Consider the following 16060-nt stretch of genomic DNA (forward strand, 5'->3'; position numbering starts at 1 on the left):
TGCCCTGCGCCTGCACCGCAGGCAGATTCGCAGCCATGCGAGACGTCCTTGTTGCCCTGTTCGCCCTGTTGACCCTGCCCGTCTTCGCGCAGGGCTGGGATCATTATGACAATGCCCGATTTGGTTACAGTATCGCCGTGCCGACTGGCTTTGTCGGTCAGGGCGAGAGCGAGAACGGGGATGGTCAACACTTCGCTTTGCCCGGTCGCGCCATTGCGCTGAGCGTCTGGGGGGGCTGGCTGAATCACTTCGATAGCGAAGTTGCGGCCCGCATGGGCCAGGATGCGGCTGATGGCTGGAACCAGACCTATCAGGCGGTCACGCCGCGCTGGGCCAGCTGGTCAGCGAGCGCGGGTGGTCAAATTCTCTACCAGCGCATGATCGCACTCTGTGACGGCCAGAGCTACGCCGCCTTCCGCGCCGAATACGGCGTGCGCGACCGGGCCGAGATGGACCCGGTCATTGAGCAATTGGTGGCCAGCCTGCGCGGCAGCGCCTGCTAGAATTCGATCCCGACCTGCGCCTTCACCCCGGAGCGGAAGTGGTGCTTGATCTCGGTCATTTCGGTGACGAGATCAGCGATCTCGATCAGTTCATCCTTGGCGTTGCGACCGGTGACGATGACGTGGGTATCGACTGGCTTGTTCTTGAGAAACTCGACCACTTCCTCGATTGGCAGATAGTCATAGCGCAGGCAAATATTGAGCTCGTCGAGCAGCACCATCTTGTAGCTGGGGTCCGAGATCAGTTTTTTGGCCTGCTCCCAGGCCTTGCGCGCGGCGGCCAGATCGCGCTGGCGGTCGGCCACGTCCCAGGTAAAACCTTCGCCCATGGCGTTGATGGTGACCAGCTCGGGAAACTTGAGCAGCACGTCGCGCTCGCCGGTCTCCCAGACGCCCTTGACGAACTGCACCACCCCGACCTTGAAGCCATGGCCAAGCGCCCGGAACACCATGCCGAAGGCGGCAGTCGACTTGCCCTTGCCCTTGCCCGTGTGGACGATGAGCAGGCCCTTTTCCTGGGTCTTGGTGGCGAGGATCTTGTTGCGCGCCTCGCGCTTCTTGCGCATTTTCTCGGCGTGATAGGCATCACGCTCCGCCTCGGTCATGAGGTCGGTTTTCTTGACGGGCTTGGCTGGCGTGTCGGTCATGCAAGGTGCTCCGCGTGTTCAATGATCAATCTCGCGGCCACTTCGGGCGCGATGTCGGTAGTATCGAGGTCAAACCGATTAGGATGCCTGACCCCCAGGATGCGCCGTTTTGTGCGAACGCTTCTGGCACCGGACGCATCGGTCATCTTGAGCCTAGCCTCGCGATCTGCCGAAGGTATGCGCGCGTCATGGGCCGCGTCCGAGGCTGTGAGCAAAACTGGCACGAAAGTGGCGTTGCGCTGTTGGGCGACCGCGACAACCTCGGCAAAGGCGGTGTGGTCCATCGGATCGTCTTCCATCAGGGCGTTGGTCAGAATGAAACTGGCATCGGGCGGGGCGATCTCCGCCATGGCGATCAGCGCCTGGCGCCGGATGGCCATGATCAGCTCCCAGGCCTGCGCTGGGATCGGGGCCTTCCCGTCCTCACGGATCAGTGAAAAGACCACGTTGTTGGCCAGATGATTGTCGAAAACCCGCGCGCGGGTTGCTTCGGCGATAGCCCGCGCAATGGTCAGCTTGCCGACGCCATAGTGGCCAATCAGGTAGATGATGGTGTTGTTCATACCTCGCCCCCCAGCAGAGCGTAAGCCGAATTGGAACGTGGGGCCCACAACCCTCTTTCGCGGGCGTCGTTGAATTTGGCGATGAGTTCGTCATAGCCATAACGATTGGCCTGCCGAATAAAATCACGGGTCGCGTCGTCCTCGATGAAGGCCTCAAAAGCCAGATCGAAATGGTGCGTTTTGACCGCCCCGGTGGTGGCGGCAAAGGCGAACATGAAATCGACTGTGGCGATGATCTCAAAGGCGCCGCGATAGCCGTGGCGCTTGACGCCGTTGAGCCATTTGGGATTGACGACGCGGGATCGCATCACATGGCTGATCTCTTCTTCCAGCGTGCGGATAACGGGCCGTTCGGGGCGGGAGTGATCATTGTGATAGGCGGCGGGCTTGAGCCCCGTTAGGGTTTCAGCGGCGGCGGAAAGACCGCCCTCGAACTGATAGTAGTTGTCGCTGTCGAGCAGATCGTGCTCGCGATTGTCCTGATTGTGGATCACCGCGTCGATATCGGAGAGGCGCGCCGCAAAGCGGTCGCGCTCGGGGATGCCGGTGGCCCGGGCGCCATAGGCATACTGCCCCCATTCGAGCGCCTGCTTGCCCAGATCGGCCTTTGTCGACCAGTTGCCGCTATCGATCAGGGCATTGAGCCCGGCGCCATAGGTGCCCGGTTTGGAACCGAATATGCGATGCCCGGCAGCTAGGCCCGCCTCGGCTTCGCTTTGCCCGGCAGCCATCATGCCAAGCGCATCGGCGCGCATGCGTGCAGCTATGGGATTGTCGTCAGTGGGTTCATCGAGCGCGCCAATTGCGCGGATAGCGCGATCGAACAGGGCCATCTGGGCCGGGAAGGCATCGCGGAAGAAGCCGGAAATGCGCAGGGTGACATCCACGCGTGGCCGACCCAGCTTTGGCAAGGGGATGATCTCATAGCCCGAGACGCGCAGCGATCCCGGATCCCAGATCGGCTTGGCGCCGATCAGGGCGAGTGCCTGGGCAATATCATCGCCGCCCGTGCGCATATTGGCTGTGCCCCAGACCGAGAGCGCGATCGAACGCAAATGATGGCCATGGTCCTGCAAATGACGCAACACCAGGCTTTCAGCCGATTTCTGTCCGAGCCCCCAGGCGGTCGGGGTGGGCACGGCTCGGTTATCAACCGAGAAGAAGTTACGACCGGTCGGCAGCACGTCAAGTCGACCGCGTGATGGTGCGCCCGAAGGGCCCGGGGCAATGAATTTTCCATCCAGCCCGTCGAGCAGGGCCTGAAATTCAGCCGGCCCAGACCGGGCCAGGCGCGGCCGGATGATGGTCTCCACGGTGCCGAGCACGGCGCGGGTCGCGGTCCAGCCCGCCTCTGGCATCATGGTGCCCTCAACCAGGTCAGCCGCGATGGCCTCGAGTTGTTCGACCACGTCGCCGACACTGCGGGCACTTGCTGCCGGGGAAACGATGGACGGCCCCGACCAAATCTGGCCCAGTTTGGCCGTCAGCGGATCAATTCCTAGTTTGAGATCATCCGCCAAAGCGCGGATGAGCGAATTCTCCCCTGCTCCTTCGCCGCGCGGCACGCGCGCAAGCGCCACGATCAGATCACGCTCCAGATCGCCTTGCGGCGACCGGCCAAAGATGTGCAGGCCGTCGCGGATCTGGGCTTCCTTGAGATCGCAGAGGAAGTTGTCGATCTTGATCAGGGCTTCAGTTTCGTCCTCGGGCAAACCGATATCGCGGTCGAGCCGGCTGTCGCGGGTGAAATCGAGAATGCGCCGTTGCAGATCGGCCAGCCGGCGCCGGTCCATGCCCGAGGCTGCGTAATACTCATCGAGCAGCGCTTCGAGGTCCTTGAGCGGTCCATAGGTTTCCGCCCGCGTGAGTGGGGGCACCAGATGATCAATGATCACCGCGCCCGTGCGCCGCTTGGCCTGAGTGCCCTCGCCGGGATCATTGACGATGAACGGATAGAGATGGGGCAGTTGGCCCCAGAGTGCGTCAGGATAGCTGAGCGCGTCGAGCGCGGTGGCCTTGCCCGGCAGCCATTCAAGCGTGCCGTGCTTGCCGTTGTGGATCAGCGCGTGGGCGCCATACTCGTGGCGGAGCCAGAGATAGGCAGCCAGATAGGCATGCGGCGGGACCAAAGCAGGGTCGTGATAGTTCTCGGTTTCGTCGAGATGATAACCCCGAGCGGGCTGCAGCAGGATCGCGACGTTGCCCAAGACCAGAGCGGGCAGATGGAAGTTGTCGCCCCGCACAAATGGATCGGTCACGGGATCGCCCCAGCGGCTGGTGATTTCAGCGCGCATCGATTCGGGTAGTGCGGCGAAGAGTTCGGCGTAGCGGGACAAGGTCAGCGTTGCCGGAGACACGCCACGCGCCGGATCGGCATTTGTCGGGCCGGACTGGAGGGCGGTGATGAGTTCTTCCGAGGTCTGTGGCAAGGCCGACCCCAGTGCATAGCCCTCCGCCTCCAGCGCCTTGAGCATCTCCACTGTCGAAGCGGGGGCGTCATAGCCGACGCCGTTGGCAAGACGACCATCCCGGATGGGGTAGTTGGCCAGGACGAAGCCAATCCGCCGCTCCGACCGGGCCGTTGCGCGTAGCCGGGACCAGTTTGCGGCCAGCGCTGCGGTGCGGGCGATGCCGTCAGCGTCAGGCGCATAGGCGGTCAGAGGGATCTGGCAGCGCTCGTGCCAGATTGCATCAGCACGGTGGCCGACGATCAGCCCAGCCAATCGTCCATCGACCTCGGGCATAACAAGGAACATAGCCATGTCCTTGGCGCTCAGGCCCTGGCTATCGGCCAGCCATTGATCCTGAGAGCGGCCGGACTGAATCAGCTGAATGACCGGAGCGTCGGTCCCAGCAAAAGGGTTTGCCTTACCGTCCAGACCATCAATCCCCAGCGCGAAACCAGTGAGATTCAGGATGGTCGTGGGCGCGACATCGCCCAGAACCTGCTGCACGAAACGGACGCAAGCGGCTTCCTTGAGCGAAGAGACCAGCACGGGTACCGGCGCTAGTCCCTGCTCAACCAGCGCAGCGATCAGCGCTTCAATGGTTGCCGTTCCGGCGCCTTCGAGCGCCGCGCGGTAGAACAGGATCGGGACATGGGCAGGCTTGGCGCCGGGAGGCAGGCAGAGCTTGTCGCGGATGTTTGCCTGATCGGTGACACCCAGTCCGGGATACCAGAGACCAAAGCGCGCAAAAGGCTGGGGGTGCAGGTCGGTGAGCAAGGCCCCCGCATCCGTCTGCAGAGCGACCGACCGCTCCCCGGCGCGGCCCGGCGCGCCAAGTGTGTGGAGCCCCTTCAAGATCGCATCGGCGTTGTCGGGCCCGCCAGCGATGAACAGGCTGTGGAGCCGGCTCCAATCGTCAGGATGGACCGTGGAGCGCGATTGCAGAATGGGATCGGGACTGGCATCACCCGGCAACAGGGCAAGAGGGATTTTGTGGTTGGCGCACAGCGCCGTCAGTTCATCAACGCCATACTGGAAGTAGGCCGCGCCGCCGATCAGACGCAGTACTACCAGGCGTGCATGGGCCACTGTCTGCTCAAGCCACAGATCGACGGAAAGGTTGTTGGAGAGGCGCAGCGTATTGGCGAGACGCAGATCGTCTTCGCCAGCGCGATCGGCAGCCCCTGCCAGCATGGACAATTCGCTATCGGCCGAGCTGGCAAATACCAGCGCACCGGGGCGCTGATTGAGATCAATCGCCTCGCCCTCTTGCTGAATGGCGCCGGCCTGGGCCGATAGCAGATGCATGAAGCGCTAGGCCTTCTTGAGGAACTCGGTGCGCAAGACCAGGCCCTTGACCTTTTCGGCATTGCATTCGATTTCGGCAGTATCGTCGGTCAGACGAATATTCTTGACCAGAGTGCCACGCTTCAGGGTCACCGAGGTACCCTTGACCTTGAGGTCCTTGATCAGGGTGACGGCGTCGCCGTCATTGAGTTGGGTACCGTTACTGTCCTTGGTGGGCTCACTCATGCTGCTGCTTTCTCAAGGCTGGAGGTGATGGCGGCGCGGTCGAGCGGGCTTTCACCGATCACAACAAGGGCGGTATCGCGCGTTTCGCCGTCTTTCCAAGGGCGGTCGAAATAGGCCGTGATGCGGGGGCCTACGGCCTGAATGGCCAGACGGGCGGCTGCCCCGGGCACTGCGGCAAAGCCCTTGAGGCGCAATACATCATGAGTGCGAATAGTGCTCTCGATTATGGCCAGCAATTCGTCCTTGCCGACAATGGCAGGCAGGCGGATCGAGAAGCTGTCGAAATCATCATGCTCATGCGGCTCGCCATCATGCTCAAGCTCATGATGGCTGGGGCGGTTGGCGATGTCGTCTTCGGAGCCCATGCCCAGGCCGAGCAATGCAGTGATATCGACATGGCCGTTCTGTGCGCGCAGCACGCCGACACCGGGGCGCAGTTCGGCTCTGATATTGGCTTCAACCTTGTCGAGCATGGCGGCGTCGAGCAAGTCCGCCTTGTTGATTACCACCAGATCGGCCACCGAGAGCTGGTCTTCAAACAGCTCGCCCAGCGGGGTCTCGTGGTCGAGCATTTCATCCTGACGACGCTGCGCATCGACCGCTGCCTCATCAGAGGCAAAGCGTCCCTCGGCCAGAGCCGACGCGTCGGCGACGGTAACGATGCCATCAATGGTCACCTGTGCCTTGATCTCGGGCCAGTTGAAGGCGCGGATCAGTGGCTGGGGCAGCGCCAGTCCTGAGGTTTCTATGATGATATGATCAAACTTATCAGGGCGAGCCAACAGCGCCTGCATGGTGGGAATGAATTCGTCGGCCACGGTGCAGCAGATGCAGCCATTGGAGAGTTCGACCATGTCCTCTTCGCGGCAGGTCTCATCGCCACATCCGGCCAGAATGTCCTTGTCGACGCCAAGATCACCAAACTCATTGATGATCAGGGCAATGCGCTTGCCCTTGGGGGCATGAGCGAGCAAATGGCGTACCAACGTTGTCTTGCCTGCGCCCAGGAAGCCGGTGATGACGGTAGTAGGGATCTTGCTCATGAATGGGCTCCGGCGGACTGACGCGTGAAATGGTCGTGCAGGCGGCCAAAGACGAGGCCCAGCACGACCCAGAAGACGGCGGCGTTAAAAAGCGATGCGCTCACAAAACTGGCGGCCAGACCGGCGGGCACGGCAGTGCCCGCTTCGGGTGGCTGTGGGGCACCGACTACGTGAGGCAGAGCGACTAGGGCGATGGCAGCGGCCAAGACCCATGGCGCCTGAACTTTGGCAGCCAGGACAAAGGCGCCACCCGTGCAGAGAGCGGCGAGCCCCCACCAGAGCTGACGGGCGACCGTGTCAGCCACAGGCATACCCGGCAGACCGGGCGGCAGACCAAATGCCGGTGCCAGCGAGAAGGCGGCGAACCCGCCCAGACCCCAGAGCAGACCAGTTGCCCAGCTGATGGGTAGATTGAAGAGCAATGATACGGCGCCGATGATCAGGGCAAACCCGGCGGCCATCAGCAGATTGGCGAGGATGGTATAGCCAGTGCGCTCAATACCATCCTGTGGCGCCCATTGGGCCGGGTCATGGCTGTGTGGCACGGCGGCTTCGCCGTCGGCGTGTTCGTGGGCGTGCTCGGCGGGTGCGGTACCCTCATAGCTTTCCGCAGCAACGATGAGCGGGGTGACACGAAGATATTGAATGGCAGATGTGATCAGGCCAGCACAAAGCGCTGCGAGAACCGCAGCAAAAAACAGATTGCGAAACATGTGAGTTCTCTCGTTATTCCGGCCTTAGTGGCAGGGAAAGCCCATGGCGTGGCGGGTGTCGTGCGCGCCATTGTGCAGGCGATAATCGCCAGCAAAGCCGGTACCGACCAGAAGGGTCAGACCGAGCATCAGTGCAAGGGCACCAGCGATCAGACGCTGGGAGATCGAGAGAGACTGGAGACCAGTCGCGGTATTTGCAGTGGTATTGGTATTCATGGCAGCACCCTCCGTGCGCGGAATCGTGAAGGCCGTTTGGCCCGGTTCGTGTGCCGGCAGGTCTCCTGGCTCGCGGTGGAGATAGCTCTCTCGCCTTCCCGGCTCGCGCCAGTGGCATAGTGAGAGAGTGCACCGCTTACAGTTGCGGGGGCAGCCACGGTTTTGCGCCCTGATGGGTACGTCGCACCGTGTTCCCTTTTGATCCCTCCGGCACAACGGCCTTTGGGAACCAACACCAGACTGGTTTGCCACCAAATGGCGCAAACCGCAATGTCTGGCAGGCCGTTGCTCGGAAAACAGTGGCCCGGTCAAGTCCACAACAGGCCCAGAGAGGGTGATTACAGACCGACGAACCCTACCGACTCGCTTTAGATCTGGCGCAAACAAGGAGATTGCGATGAAGCCGATCAAATTCAGCCGCGAGGAAACCAAGGCCATCGTTGGCGAAATACAGGACTATTTCCGCGAAGAGCTCGACGAAGATATTGGCGCGATTCCGGCCGAGATGCTGATGGGCTTTTTCGCCGACAAGATGGGGGCCTATTTTTACAATCGCGGCGTTTATGACGCCCAGGGGCTGATGCGCGAACGTATGGACAGCTTGACCGATGATCTGTTCGCCCTGGAGCAGCCCACCAAGCATTTGCGCTAGGCGGGCTGCTAAATCGTAGCCCTAGCCCAGGCAGTCAACAAGACTTGTAGCCAGCCCGCGCAACAGGTTCGGATAGAGATCAATTCCTGCTTCCAGCGCACCGCCCTCGGGATCAAGCGTGCCCGAACGGGCAGCGCTGCCCTCGGTAATTGCGTTGATAATGGTGGGTGCAAAATTGGGTTCGGCAAACACACAGGCTGCGCCCAGTTCGACCAGCCTGGTCTTGAGCTCGTCTATGCGCGCTGCGCCGGGCATGGTGTCGGGCGTCACGGTGATGGAGCCGGCAAGATTCAATCCGAAACGCGCCTCGAAATACTGATAGGCGTCGTGAAAGACAATAAAGGGCTTGTCCTTGACCGGAGCGAGCATGGCATCGATCTCCGCCTCGAGCTCATCCAGACGCACCAATTGGGCTTCGGCATTGCTCTGGTAGGTGGATGCGTTGGCTGGATCGGCCTGGGCAAGTGATGTCGCGATTTGAGTGACCATCAGCTTGGCGTTTTCCGGATCGAGCCAGAAGTGCATGTCGCCTTCGCCGTGCTCGTCATCGGCGCTTTGTTCGCCTTTCATGGCATGATCTTCAGCGCCGTCATGATCATGGATTGCATCATGCGCATGTTGATCGTCGTGCTCGTGTGCTTCGAACGCACCTCCCTCTCTGACGGGCAACAAGACGATGCCCGGTGCCGCCGCCAGTTCCACAACGTCGGCACCAGTTGAGAGCGTTTCGAGGGCGTCGCCGAGAAACAGCTCCAAGCCATGTCCGGTCCAGAAGACCAGGTCAGCATTTTGCAGCGCATCGGCATCGGATGGCTTGAGGGCGTAGGTGTGTGGCGAGGCCGAACCGTCCACGATCAGATCCGGCTCGCCTACCCCCTCCATGACCGCAGCAACGAGAGAATGTACGGGCTTGATAGATGCCACGACGCCGGGCGCTGCCCAGGCAGTGGTTGTGAGGAGACCAGCCGTCAGCATGGCAAATGGAGCGAGCAGTTTCATCTGGGAGACCTCATCCTGGGCAATGTCGATATATGATATGTTATGTTATTACGTTTGCGGCGTTGTTATGCTATAACGTATTGAACGCCGTCAAGAGGCGATGGATGGAAGCTTTGGCGGAACAAGAAATCCTCATCACGCTGGCTGGTGCCGGCGTTGTGCGCGGTGGCCGAAAACTGGTGAGCGGGGTCGATCTGACCATTGCGCGCGGCGAGATCGTAACCCTGATCGGCCCAAACGGGTCTGGCAAATCGACCACCGCCAAACTGGCGACCGGGGTCCTCAAGCCCAGTGTGGGCACAGTGACGCGGCAACCGGGTCTGAAGATCGGCTACGTGCCGCAAAAACTCACGATCGACTGGACACTGCCGCTGACTGTAGAGCGCCTGATGACGCTGACAGGACATTTTTCTGCCAGCGCAATTGCTGCCGCACTGGACGCTGTCGGCGCGGCACATCTGCTCAAAGCGGCCGTGCAGGAGCTCTCGGGCGGCGAATTCCAGCGCGTGCTGTTTGCCCGCGCCATGATCCGAAAACCTGATTTGCTGGTGCTCGACGAGCCCGTACAGGGTGTCGACTTTTCCGGCGAAGTGGCACTGTACGATCTGGTTCGGCAGATCCGCGACACGACGCGCAGCGGCATTTTGATGATCAGCCACGACCTGCATGTGGTGATGGCCGAAACCGATACTGTGATCTGTCTGAACGGCCATGTCTGCTGTCGCGGCACGCCGACTGCGGTCAAGAACAGCCCGGAATATCTGCGGCTCTTTGGCGAACGCGCTGGTGGTGCGCTGGCGCTATATCAGCATCACCATGACCATGAACACCATGATGACGGCTGCGTTGTGCCCGAGGGACAAACGCATGATCACAGTCACGGCCATGAAGGGCACGACCATGTTCGCTGACTATTTTTCGCGGGCACTTATCGCGGGTATCGGTCTGGCCCTGGTCACGGGGCCGCTCGGGTGCTTTGTCGTCTGGCGACGCATGGCCTATTTCGGAGACACCATGGCCCATTCAGCACTGCTCGGTGTCGCGCTATCGTTCCTGCTCTCAATCAATCTGACGCTGGGTGTCTTCGCTGTCGCCGCCATGGTGGCGGGCGCGCTGATCGTGCTGCAGCGACAGGCGACGCTGTCGACCGATGCGCTGTTGGGCATATTGAGCCACTCCACGCTGGCTGTCGGCCTGGTGCTGGTCGGCTTTTTGACCACGGTGCGGATCGACCTGATGGGGTTCCTGTTCGGTGACATACTGGCCGTCTCGGTGCAGGACATCGTCATCATCTACGGGGGTGGCATTGCCATACTGGCTATTCTGATCCTGGCTTGGCGGCCACTGCTCGCCTCCACGGTCAGCCCGGAACTGGCAGAGGCCGAAGGCCTGCGACCTGAGGCCAGCCGGTTGGTGCTGATGATCCTGATGGCCAGCGTGATTGCCATTGCCATGAAGCTGGTAGGGGTGCTGCTGATCACGTCTCTGCTGATCATTCCGGCGGCGACGGCCCGCCGTTTGAGTTCGACGCCTGAGGCCATGGCGGCCGTTGCCGCAGTCCTGGGCGCCGTTGCCGTTGTCGGCGGCCTGTTTGGCTCGCGAACCTGGGACACCGCCTCAGGTCCATCCATTGTGGTGATGGCCCTGATTGTATTTTTGCTGTCGCTGACTGTTCCGGTTACGCGGCTGTTCGGCAGGAGGACGCCACATGGCACATAGTCACGCCGCCCCAGGTGATCTGACGCGCAATCAGGGACTGGTGCTGGGCACTTTGACAGGTTCATCGGGGCCGCTCAGCGCCTATGACATTCTCGACAAATTGCGGGCTGACGGTCTTCGCGCGCCGCTGCAGGTGTATCGGGCCCTAGACAAGCTGGTTGAACGCGGATTGGCGCACCGGCTGGAATCGCTGAATGCCTTTGTTGCTTGCGCGGACGAGCATTGCCATCGCAAGGGGCTGATTGCCTTCGCGATCTGCAGTGATTGCGGCAAGGTCAATGAGTTCGCCGACGCGGTAATCGAGGAACGGCTGGGCAACTGGGCCGGCGATCAGGGTTTCAAGGTCGAGCGAACGACAATGGAAATCCGGGGCAAGTGCGCGCAATGCGCGGTCGTAGCCTGACGCAGTTCGCTATACGCGTGTGTCGTGACGTGCAAGATGGATCGTGGACAGGCTGGGCGACTACGGGAGGACCTACCCTTGAATGCTGCAGAGCAAATCGATCAGTTGATTGCAGGCCTTGGGGATTGGCGTGGCGATACCCTCGCCAAGGTGCGCAAATGCTTCATCGGGGCCGATCCCGAAATTGTCGAAGAGTGGAAGTGGATGGGGAGCCCGGCATGGTCCCGCGATGGCCTAATTGCGGTGGGAGACGCCCACAAGGCCAAAGTAAAGGTGACCTTTGCCTACGGTGCGAGCCTGCCTGATCCGGATGGGGTGTTCAACGGCAAGGACAATGGCAAGACAAGGCGCTCGATAGAAATATTTGAAGGCGACACCGTCAATGCAGATGCACTGGAAACGCTGATACGCGCCGCCATCAGCTACAATCTCGACAATCTCAAGAAAAACGCCGGGAAGCGCGCGCGGAAAGATACCGACAAGGCATCCTGAGACGCCGCGCGCCTAGTTGAAGGTCAGGAAGTGCACAGCGGCGGCGCCATAGACCCGGCGATCATCGAGTGCGAAGGCGTCGGGAATGACGATCTCGGCCTCAGCGCTCTCTTCAAAAACCAACGTCGCGCCAGCGTTGAGCCAGCCCCCCCTGGCCAAGCCGTCCAATGCCTGCTCCCCCAGACCCTGCCCATAGGGAGGATCGAGGAATACAAGATCGAACTTGCCGAATGTCCCGGTCGGGCCAAGATTGATGGCATCGCGGCGCAGCAGCTTGGTGTTGCCACCGACGCCAAAGGCCTCGATATGATCGCGGATCAAACCGCGCGCTTCGGCGCCCATATCAACAAAGGTCGCATGAACGGCGCCACGCGACAGCGCCTCAAATCCCAGTGCGCCGGTACCGGCGAACAGGTCGAGCACGCGCAGCCCGTCAAACACCGGGCCAAGACGTGAGGCGAGGATGTTGAACATGGATTCGCGCACGCGATCGGCCGTCGGGCGAATGGAATCGTCCGACGGAGAAATTAGCTGCTTTCCCTTGAACCTGCCGGCAACGATGCGCACGGATCAGGCCTTGGGACGGCGTGGGCCGGACGGACGACCGGCACCACCACTGGGGCGTCCTGGACCACCCGACGGACGACCACCACCCGCGGGGCGACCCGCGCCACCTGTGGGACGTCCGGCACCCGGGCGCCCACCACTGGCAGGACGACCGCCGCCCGCAGGCTTGCCGGGACCACCAAAGGAACGACCACCGGGCTTTGGACCACGCTGAGGTGCTGCACCGTCGCGCTTGGGATGAGGCTTACCGTCGGAACGGGTCTTGGGCTTGCCATAGGTCTTGGACTCGGACCCCAGATCGTCACGGCCGGGACGCGGACCGCGCTGTGGGCGGGCTGGACGTTCTGGCCGATCGGCGAACACAGGACGATCACCCTCGGGGCGATAGCCGCGTGCAGGTTTGTCGGAGAAATTGCGGCCGGGGCGCTTTGCCTCGCCCTTGAACGCAGCGCCTTCACCGCGTTCGCTGTCGGGACGCAAACGGGGTTCAAAGCTGCGCGCCGGACGCTCGCCACCTGGGGCGTCGCCCCGACGTGGACCGCGCGGGGTACCCGTGAAGGCACGGTCACGCGGTGGGCGCTCACCGCCCTCAGGCCGGGTACGCGGCGCAAAGCTGCGGGCTGGACGCTCACCAAAATCGCGCGATGGACGCTCGCTACGCCCTGCACCCGGGCGGGCCGACGCAGGACGATCGCCATAGGGACGCTTGGGGCGGTCGCCGTCTTCACGACGTGGGCCGCGCGGCTTGTCGCCAAAGGCCTTCTTCTCAAAGGGTTTCTTGTCGCCATATGGCTTCTTGTCGCCATAGGGTTTCTTGTCCCCAAAGCTCTTCTTGTCGCCAAACGACTTCTTGTCACCGGGCTTGCCGCCCGCAGGACGTGGCGCCTTCTTGCCATAGCTGCTTGCGGGCTGATCATCGGGATCACGCCAGGCTGACTTCTTGCCCAAATTCTTCTGCACAAAATCCTCTGGCGCACGGCCATCTTCATCAAAGTGAATGCGGCGCGGCGGCGGCGCGTCTTCATCGCCAAAGGTCTCTTCCCGCTTGAGCATGGGCTTGCGACTGTCAAAACGACCGGGGCGATCCTGGCGCGGACGTTCAGCGCGGATTTCTTCCTCGGTCTTTTCAGCGCCATCCGTAAAGCGGAAGCGCTGACGGGCAATCTCGACGGTGTTGGTGCCGCGGCCCGTCAGGCGGTCGCGCGTGGGCTTGCCCTCTAGCGCATTGGCTTCAGGCATTTCGCTGTCGAAATCGACGTCAGCGGCATCGGCAAGCTTCTTGCCGAGCTGGTCGCGCAACATCTTCGCCTTGATGGTCTCGATACCGCCGACCGGAATATCGGCAAGCTGGAAGGGACCGTAGCTGACCCGGATCAGGCGATTCACCTCGAGGCCCAGTGCGCCCAGCACATTCTTGACCTCGCGGTTCTTGCCTTCGCGCAGCGCCAGTACAAGCCAGACATTGGAACCCTGCTCGCGTTCCAGGGTCGCTTCAATGGCGCCGTATTTGACGCCATCAATTTCGATGCCGTCCTTGAGCTTGTCCAAGGCAGCCTGGGTGACCGAACCATGGGCGCGCACGCGGTAGCGGCGCAGCCAGCCTGTCGCAGGCAGCTCCAGCACACGCTTGAGGCCGCCATCATTGGTGAGCAGCAGCAGGCCCTCGGTGTTGATATCCAGGCGACCTACAGTGACCACGCGCGGCAGGCCGTGCGTTTCAAGATGTTCAAAGATGGTCTCGCGGCCCTCTGGGTCCTTCTCTGTGACCACCAGACCAGCAGGCTTGTGGTAGAGCCAGACGCGAGTGCCCTGACGCGCCGCCAGCGGAGCGCCGTCGACCATGACCTTGTCACGATCGGTTACGTTGAAGGCGGGAGTCACTACCTTCTTGCCGTTGACCACAACGCGGCCTTCGGTGATCCACACCTCGGCGTCTCGACGCGAGCAAAGCCCGGAGCGGGCGATGACCTTGGCGAGACGATCGCCGGTATCAGGTTTGGCGGGGGTGGAGTCGTTCAGTTCGCGCATTTTTGCGGGCTTTCATGTCATGCGTGACCCATTGGGGCGGCGCAGAAAGGAGAAAGCGGCCGGATCATCCGGCCGCCTTGTCGTCGTAGAAACCGGACCGAAGCCTAGTTGGTAATTTCGGACTTCGAGAGACCAACGCCAGGACCGCCACCGATAGAAGGCGACGCGCTGTTTGACTGCATTTGCCGGCGGATGGCCTTACGCACCTCTTCAGGGCATTTCGGATCGTTGAGCGACACCAGATCGCCGCCGGGTGCCGAGCAGATCAGATCAGCGTCACCTACACGGGTAAAGTACTCATCAGGCGGCATGTAGAGCGGGCGCTTGGTGTTGACGCGCACATCGATATTGGCCGCACTCATGCGGGCCTGGAGGGCTCTGGCTTCGGCGTCCGTCAACGGGCGACCGGCCACCGAACGCAGATCAACCACACGCGCATTGCGCAGGCGCTGCAGATCAGCCTCAGTCAGATTGCTGGCGTCAATCTGGGCGGTATCGCTGTCGGTCGGCAATTGCGCAGATGCCGTTTGCGTTGTGGGAGTTGGCAGACTCTGACCCGACTGGGGAAGCACCAGCGGTGCGCGGGCCTGGGTCAGCTCTTCTTTGGGCTCTTCGCCGGGGATGAGGCCCAGGCCGCGTGCGGTCGAGCTCATCACTTCGCGTTCAAAGGTACCTGGGTCGGTCAGCGCATTGGTGCCTTCGACCGTGGTGCAGGCAGCCAGCCCCAGTGCCAATAACAGCGCGAGCGCAGCGGATCCAGCCCGGGAGGTGGCGCGAAGAGCAGCCTGCTGCCCCGTCATTGCAATACGCATGAAACGTCCTTCAAGATGTCGGCGGCGCTTATAGCGCATTCTGCGCACTAAGACCAGATTCTGGCGGCAACGTGTTCGCGCCCCTCAGGCCGCGGATTTACTGGGTCGACCAATGCCGATCAGGTCGGCAATCAGCAGGATCACGCCGAACGTTATCGCGACGTCGGCAATGTTGAAAATGTAGAATGACCACGTTCCCCAATGGAGGTGGAAAAAATCTGCCACCGCACCATAAAGCAGTCGATCAAGAGCATTGGAAAGCGCCCCACCGATACACAGTGCCAGCCCCATGCGGATCAGCGGCGTTTCGGCACGGACCCACCAGACGGACAAGGCGGCTATCGCCACCAGCATGATGGCACCCAACCCCCAGACCGGCATGCCGTCAAGCAGGCCGTAGGAGACACCGGTGTTCCAGACCAGCACGTAATCGAAGAAATCGGTGACTCGAACAATCTCGCCACCGCGCCAGCCGGTCATGGCAAAGGGAACGTAGCTGACAAGAACCTCAACGCACTTGGCGGCCCCAACCGAGATGCAATCGGCCGAGACCTGATAGGCCTTGTGTGCACGATCCAGGCCAAAGGCCAGAATGGCCATGGTCAGCGAGAAATAAACCGATGGGTCAGTCAGTGATCGGCGATCCATCATTGATCTCCAGGTCGCCTATGGCGACGGCACGCGTTCTGCCCATTCGGCCTGTTCCCCGGCTCATGCCGGAGA

The 16060-nt window shown here is 61.7% G+C and carries 18 protein-coding genes and 1 riboswitch; of the genes, 6 read left to right on the forward strand and 12 right to left on the reverse strand.

The genetic code is table 11. From position 1 onward, the window contains the following. Positions 1-35: 35 nt before the first annotated feature. On the forward strand, positions 36-503 hold the full coding sequence (locus KD146_RS11925) for a hypothetical protein (RefSeq protein WP_212658882.1): 468 nt from the start codon (positions 36-38) through the stop codon (positions 501-503). Here KD146_RS11925 and cobO read toward each other — a convergent pair. The 7 genes from cobO to KD146_RS11960 are packed head-to-tail and all read right to left on the reverse strand — an operon-like array spanning position 500 to position 7665. After that, on the reverse strand, positions 500-1150 hold the full coding sequence (gene cobO, locus KD146_RS11930) for a cob(I)yrinic acid a,c-diamide adenosyltransferase (protein WP_427857072.1): 651 nt from the start codon (positions 1148-1150) through the stop codon (positions 500-502). The two genes, KD146_RS11925 and cobO, sit on opposite strands and share 4 nt — an antisense overlap. Beyond that, positions 1147-1713 (reverse strand): hypothetical protein, encoded by a 567-nt coding sequence (locus tag KD146_RS11935; RefSeq protein ID WP_212658883.1) that lies wholly within the window; start codon positions 1711-1713, stop codon positions 1147-1149. The genes cobO and KD146_RS11935 overlap by 4 nt, the downstream gene beginning before the upstream one ends. Beyond that, positions 1710-5468 carry a cobaltochelatase subunit CobN gene (gene cobN, locus KD146_RS11940; protein WP_212658884.1) on the reverse strand — a complete coding sequence of 1253 codons (3759 nt, stop codon included), beginning with the start codon at positions 5466-5468 and terminating at the stop codon, positions 1710-1712. Before cobN ends, KD146_RS11935 begins: the two co-directional genes overlap by 4 nt. 6 nt (positions 5469-5474) lie before the next feature. Next, positions 5475-5693, reverse strand: coding sequence for an alkylphosphonate utilization protein (locus KD146_RS11945; protein WP_212658885.1), 219 nt, complete (start codon positions 5691-5693; stop codon positions 5475-5477). After that, on the reverse strand, positions 5690-6736 hold the full coding sequence (cobW, locus tag KD146_RS11950) for a cobalamin biosynthesis protein CobW (protein ID WP_212658886.1): 1047 nt from the start codon (positions 6734-6736) through the stop codon (positions 5690-5692). The genes KD146_RS11945 and cobW overlap by 4 nt, the downstream gene beginning before the upstream one ends. Further along, positions 6733-7449 (reverse strand): CbtA family protein, encoded by a 717-nt coding sequence (locus tag KD146_RS11955; RefSeq protein WP_212658887.1) that lies wholly within the window; start codon positions 7447-7449, stop codon positions 6733-6735. Before KD146_RS11955 ends, cobW begins: the two co-directional genes overlap by 4 nt. Before the next feature lie 24 nt (positions 7450-7473). Further along, entirely contained in the window at positions 7474-7665 is a 192-nt protein-coding gene (locus KD146_RS11960; RefSeq protein WP_212658888.1) for a CbtB domain-containing protein, read from the reverse strand. Positions 7666-7703: 38 nt separating this feature from the next. Then, positions 7704-7914: riboswitch (cobalamin riboswitch) on the reverse strand. A gap of 148 nt (positions 7915-8062) precedes the next feature. On the opposite strand from KD146_RS11960, the gene KD146_RS11965 reads away from it, so the two are divergent. After that, a complete protein-coding gene (locus tag KD146_RS11965) occupies positions 8063-8317 on the forward strand; it encodes a DUF2164 domain-containing protein (RefSeq protein WP_212658889.1) in 255 nt (84 codons plus the stop codon). Positions 8318-8338: 21 nt separating this feature from the next. On the opposite strand, the gene KD146_RS11970 is transcribed toward KD146_RS11965, so the two are convergent. Then, positions 8339-9316, reverse strand: coding sequence for a zinc ABC transporter substrate-binding protein (locus tag KD146_RS11970; RefSeq protein WP_212658890.1), 978 nt, complete (start codon positions 9314-9316; stop codon positions 8339-8341). A 104-nt stretch (positions 9317-9420) separates the two neighbouring features. Between KD146_RS11970 and KD146_RS11975 the strand changes: the two genes are divergently transcribed. The 4 genes from KD146_RS11975 to KD146_RS11990 are packed head-to-tail and all read left to right on the forward strand — an operon-like array spanning position 9421 to position 11930. Then, positions 9421-10227, forward strand: coding sequence for an ATP-binding cassette domain-containing protein (locus tag KD146_RS11975; RefSeq protein WP_212658891.1), 807 nt, complete (start codon positions 9421-9423; stop codon positions 10225-10227). Next, a complete protein-coding gene (locus KD146_RS11980; RefSeq protein ID WP_427857073.1) occupies positions 10133-11035 on the forward strand; it encodes a metal ABC transporter permease in 903 nt (300 codons plus the stop codon). Before KD146_RS11975 ends, KD146_RS11980 begins: the two co-directional genes overlap by 95 nt. Beyond that, positions 11025-11438, forward strand: a complete 414-nt coding sequence (locus tag KD146_RS11985; RefSeq protein WP_212658892.1) for a Fur family transcriptional regulator — start codon at positions 11025-11027, stop codon at positions 11436-11438. The genes KD146_RS11980 and KD146_RS11985 overlap by 11 nt, the downstream gene beginning before the upstream one ends. A 36-nt stretch (positions 11439-11474) precedes the next feature. Next, on the forward strand, positions 11475-11930 hold the full coding sequence (locus KD146_RS11990; protein WP_427857074.1) for a DUF1801 domain-containing protein: 456 nt from the start codon (positions 11475-11477) through the stop codon (positions 11928-11930). Positions 11931-11942: 12 nt separating this feature from the next. Here the strand turns inward: KD146_RS11990 and rsmD are convergent, their stop codons facing one another. The 4 genes from rsmD to lspA form a co-directional block, all read right to left on the reverse strand. Continuing rightward, complete coding sequence (rsmD, locus tag KD146_RS11995) at positions 11943-12497, reverse strand: 16S rRNA (guanine(966)-N(2))-methyltransferase RsmD (protein WP_212658893.1); 555 nt, start codon at positions 12495-12497, stop codon at positions 11943-11945. A 3-nt stretch (positions 12498-12500) separates the two neighbouring features. After that, entirely contained in the window at positions 12501-14525 is a 2025-nt protein-coding gene (locus KD146_RS12000) for a pseudouridine synthase (protein WP_212658894.1), read from the reverse strand. Positions 14526-14629: 104 nt separating this feature from the next. After that, positions 14630-15337, reverse strand: coding sequence for a hypothetical protein (locus tag KD146_RS12005; protein ID WP_212658895.1), 708 nt, complete (start codon positions 15335-15337; stop codon positions 14630-14632). Between the two features lie 84 nt (positions 15338-15421). Next, positions 15422-15985: a signal peptidase II gene (gene lspA / locus KD146_RS12010; protein WP_212658896.1), complete on the reverse strand. Its 564-nt coding sequence runs from the start codon at positions 15983-15985 to the stop codon at positions 15422-15424. Positions 15986-16060: the final 75 nt, after the last annotated feature.

It is taken from the genome of Devosia litorisediminis (assembly GCF_018334155.1).
Classification (GTDB): Bacteria; Pseudomonadota; Alphaproteobacteria; order Rhizobiales; family Devosiaceae; genus Devosia; species Devosia litorisediminis.

Excerpts from the sequence above, each read along its gene's own strand:
- KD146_RS11925 (WP_212658882.1), top strand. The coding sequence starts at position 36 with ATGCGAGACGTCCTTGTTGCCCTGTTCGCCCTGTTGACCCTGCCCGTC.
- cobO (WP_427857072.1), bottom strand. The coding sequence starts at position 1,150 with ATGACCGACACGCCAGCCAAGCCCGTCAAGAAAACCGACCTCATGACC.
- KD146_RS11935 (WP_212658883.1), bottom strand. The coding sequence starts at position 1,713 with ATGAACAACACCATCATCTACCTGATTGGCCACTATGGCGTCGGCAAG.
- cobN (WP_212658884.1), bottom strand. The coding sequence starts at position 5,468 with ATGCATCTGCTATCGGCCCAGGCCGGCGCCATTCAGCAAGAGGGCGAG.
- KD146_RS11945 (WP_212658885.1), bottom strand. The coding sequence starts at position 5,693 with ATGAGTGAGCCCACCAAGGACAGTAACGGTACCCAACTCAATGACGGC.
- cobW (WP_212658886.1), bottom strand. The coding sequence starts at position 6,736 with ATGAGCAAGATCCCTACTACCGTCATCACCGGCTTCCTGGGCGCAGGC.
- KD146_RS11955 (WP_212658887.1), bottom strand. The coding sequence starts at position 7,449 with ATGTTTCGCAATCTGTTTTTTGCTGCGGTTCTCGCAGCGCTTTGTGCT.
- KD146_RS11960 (WP_212658888.1), bottom strand. The coding sequence starts at position 7,665 with ATGAATACCAATACCACTGCAAATACCGCGACTGGTCTCCAGTCTCTC.
- KD146_RS11965 (WP_212658889.1), top strand. The coding sequence starts at position 8,063 with ATGAAGCCGATCAAATTCAGCCGCGAGGAAACCAAGGCCATCGTTGGC.
- KD146_RS11970 (WP_212658890.1), bottom strand. The coding sequence starts at position 9,316 with ATGAAACTGCTCGCTCCATTTGCCATGCTGACGGCTGGTCTCCTCACA.
- KD146_RS11975 (WP_212658891.1), top strand. The coding sequence starts at position 9,421 with ATGGAAGCTTTGGCGGAACAAGAAATCCTCATCACGCTGGCTGGTGCC.
- KD146_RS11980 (WP_427857073.1), top strand. The coding sequence starts at position 10,133 with ATGACCATGAACACCATGATGACGGCTGCGTTGTGCCCGAGGGACAAA.
- KD146_RS11985 (WP_212658892.1), top strand. The coding sequence starts at position 11,025 with ATGGCACATAGTCACGCCGCCCCAGGTGATCTGACGCGCAATCAGGGA.
- KD146_RS11990 (WP_427857074.1), top strand. The coding sequence starts at position 11,475 with ATGGATCGTGGACAGGCTGGGCGACTACGGGAGGACCTACCCTTGAAT.
- KD146_RS12000 (WP_212658894.1), bottom strand. The coding sequence starts at position 14,525 with ATGCGCGAACTGAACGACTCCACCCCCGCCAAACCTGATACCGGCGAT.
- KD146_RS12005 (WP_212658895.1), bottom strand. The coding sequence starts at position 15,337 with ATGCGTATTGCAATGACGGGGCAGCAGGCTGCTCTTCGCGCCACCTCC.
- lspA (WP_212658896.1), bottom strand. The coding sequence starts at position 15,985 with ATGGATCGCCGATCACTGACTGACCCATCGGTTTATTTCTCGCTGACC.